General features: G+C 61.8%; 4 protein-coding genes and 2 pseudogenes. All 6 read right to left on the bottom strand.

The genetic code is table 11. The features are described 5' to 3' along the window. Positions 1-300, bottom strand: a 300-nt coding sequence (locus tag EGI20_RS17220; RefSeq protein ID WP_498632790.1) for a phosphoribosylaminoimidazolesuccinocarboxamide synthase, incomplete at its 3' end; no start/stop codon positions are given. 51 nt (positions 301-351) lie between these two features. Next, positions 352-546, bottom strand: a pseudogene (locus EGI20_RS17215) (5-(carboxyamino)imidazole ribonucleotide synthase); the annotation flags it as partial. 87 nt (positions 547-633) lie between these two features. Continuing rightward, positions 634-1,146, bottom strand: a pseudogene (locus EGI20_RS17210) (ATP-grasp domain-containing protein); the annotation flags it as partial. A 154-nt stretch (positions 1,147-1,300) separates the two neighbouring features. Beyond that, positions 1,301-2,041 (bottom strand): tol-pal system protein YbgF, encoded by a 741-nt coding sequence (ybgF, locus tag EGI20_RS17205; protein WP_498632083.1) that lies wholly within the window; start codon positions 2,039-2,041, stop codon positions 1,301-1,303. Positions 2,042-2,081: 40 nt separating this feature from the next. After that, positions 2,082-2,528: a hypothetical protein gene (locus tag EGI20_RS17200; RefSeq protein WP_498632082.1), complete on the bottom strand. Its 447-nt coding sequence runs from the start codon at positions 2,526-2,528 to the stop codon at positions 2,082-2,084. A gap of 100 nt (positions 2,529-2,628) precedes the next feature. Then, positions 2,629-2,794: OmpA family protein (locus EGI20_RS17195; RefSeq protein WP_498632940.1), on the bottom strand; the 166-nt coding region annotated here is incomplete at its 5' end.

The raw sequence follows: 2,794 nt of genomic DNA, 5'->3' as shown, positions 1-2,794 counted from the left end.
CGCCACCACGGCACGGCCTTCTACCTGCGGCAAATCCTCGGCCGACACCATGTCTTCCGGCTTGTCGCCGGTCAGATGGTTGGGCACCACGTCTTTCAGTTTGTCGAACCAGAAGTTGGAGATCGCGGTCAGTATCTGGCCCTTGGCCGGAATCGGATCATCCAGAATCACATCGAACGCCGACAGACGGTCGGTGGCAATCATCAGGATGCGCTTGTCGTCGATTTCGTACAGGTCGCGCACCTTGCCGGAGTAGATTTTTTTCAGGCTATTGAGATGGGTGGTGGTGATGCCGGTCATGAATTTTTCCAGATAAAGAAAAGGCGAAGCCTTATGGCTTCGCCTGATGAATCAGAGTGTGTCTTTCAGCGCCTCGGCCTGCTCCAGCGCCGCGTCGGCCGTAGCTGCCATCACGTTGAAGTGGCCCATCTTGCGGCCCTTGCGCGCCTCGCGCTTGCCGTACAGATAAAGCTGCGCATTCGGCGCCTCGGCCAGCACATTCCACTTGGGCTCGCTGCCATCTTCGCCCCACACATCGCCCAACAGGTTGACCATGACGACCGGGGTCATCAGTTCGGTCGAACCCGGCAACAGGCCGCATAGCGCGCGCACTTGCTGCTGGAACTGGTCGGTGACGCAGGCGGTCAGCGTGTAGTGGCCGGAATTGTGCGGACGCGGCGCGATCTCGTTGACCACCAGCGTGTCGTCGCCCAGCACAAAGAATTCGACGGCCAGCACGCCAACGTAATCCAGTTCGTCAGCCAGACGCTGCGCCATCGTTTGCGCGGATGCCGCCAAGCCGGCAGCAATGCGCGCCGGCACGATGGACACATCGAGGATACCGTTCGCGTGGCGGTTTTCCGCCAGCGGGAATACCGCCATCTGGCTGGCGCTGGTACGGGTAACGATGGCCGACACCTCAAGCTTGAGGTCCAGCATCTTCTCTAGCACGCAGGCGACGCCCAGGTCGGCGAAGGCGGCACGCGCCTCGGCCTGTTCGGCATAACTGAACAACAGGTCGGGCGTACGGTGGGCGGAGACTACGCGCGTCTCGAATGCGACCCCGAATTCCTTGAGTACGCGAGCGGCGTTCTGCATCACGTCCCAATCACTATTACTACCCATTACGATGCCGACTTCGATCATGGCGCTTTATGCCCGTGCAAAGAGGAAGTGGGCAATTTTACCTGATCAGGGATGCAGGCCGGAACACTTTATTATTTCGACATGAAAGGATGGATGAAGAAGAACGGGAGTGGGGAGTAGTGAGTGCCGCGCCCTACTCCCTACTCCCCGCGCCTCACATCGTCGTCAGCTGCTGCTTGGCCTTGGCGGCGGCATCCGAGTTCGGGTAGAGCTTGATCAGCTTTTTCAGCGTGATGCGCGCCTGGTCGACCTGCTCCAGCTCGCGCTGGGCATTGGCCACATTGCGCAGTGCATCCGGTGCCTTGGGGTGGCGCGGGTTTTCATCGGCGAAGCGGCGCTGGATGTCGATGGCCGCATCGTATTGACGCAAGGCGGTATGGGCGACGCCGCGCCAGTAGGTGGCGTCCAGCGCCTGCGGTGCATTGGGGTTGCTGTCGGCAAAGGCTTTCAGTGCAACCACGGCCTGGGCAAAGTCGCGTTTGCGTAGCGGTGACAGCGCCTGATCGAACGCCTGCTGGACCGCGTCGACGCTTTCCGCCGGCGCTGCGGCATTACTGCTTGCCGGCTCGGTACTGCGCCCGCCTTCGAAACGGCCCAGACGCTGGTCGATGTCGGCATACAGATCATTCTGGCGCTTTTCCAGCACGCCGATCTTGTACTGCAGCATCTCGTTGTCGCCGCGCAGCTTGGCGACCTCGGCCTGCATGCCGTCCACCCGGCTGACCATTTCCAGCAGGCGCTCGTTACTGATGCGCGACTCGATCTGGGAGAGGCGTGCGGTGGCCTGGCGGTTGACCTGATCCAGCTGGGCGCGGGTCTGTTCCAGATCCGAGGTACTGGCACATGCCCCCAGCAGCAATGAACAGGACAGCAGGGTCATACGGCTTGCAAACATGGTTTCTCCGGCTAAAACGGGGCCGGCTTCTGCCGGCTCATCAATCGGGTTTTGCCTCAGGATACACGACTTCTACCGCCGCCTTGCCCTCAGGGCGGGCCACCAGGCTGTCACGCTGCCACTGCGCGGGTGCGACACCCGCCTGCCCCAGCGCGGCGGAGGCAGCATCGAGGCGCTGGCCGATTTCGGCACTTGTGCCCGCGCCATGGGCGCGCAGCAATACCTGTACCTTGGGGTGATGCTTCAGGCAATCGGCGTGCGCCTGCAGCTTGACGCGCTCGGCATCGGTAAACGGATAGTAAATCATGCGTAATGGCGCGCCCGGGCAATACTGCGGCGCGCTAAACCCCAGCACCGGCCCCGGCCCCATCAGCGCCAGATTCGGCCGGGGAGGCACAGGTTCCAGCTCCTCATGGGCAGGGGGCGCGGTGGTACAGCCTAAAAGCAAGGCGGTAAAGCCTGCAGACAGCAAGATACGGCTAGACATGGCGTGCTCCTGTGGATAAAACCCCGCCAACAGCTGACGGTGTTTTATCCAGCATAGGCAAAGGCAGCCAACAACACTGCCGGAGCCCGGCACTCAGACCTTATTGGCCGTAAGACACATCGGCGCGACGGTTTTCGGCATAGTCAGCCGGGCTCGAGCCTTCGGCACGCGGTTTTTCCTTGCCATAGCTGACTGCTTCGAGCTGGGCATCTTTCACGCCCAGCACTTCCAGCGACTGCTTCACGCTTTCGGCGCGGCGCTGGCCC

This window comes from Aquitalea sp. S1-19, assembly GCF_024343515.1.
This window is presented reverse-complemented; position numbering and strand designations above follow the sequence as displayed.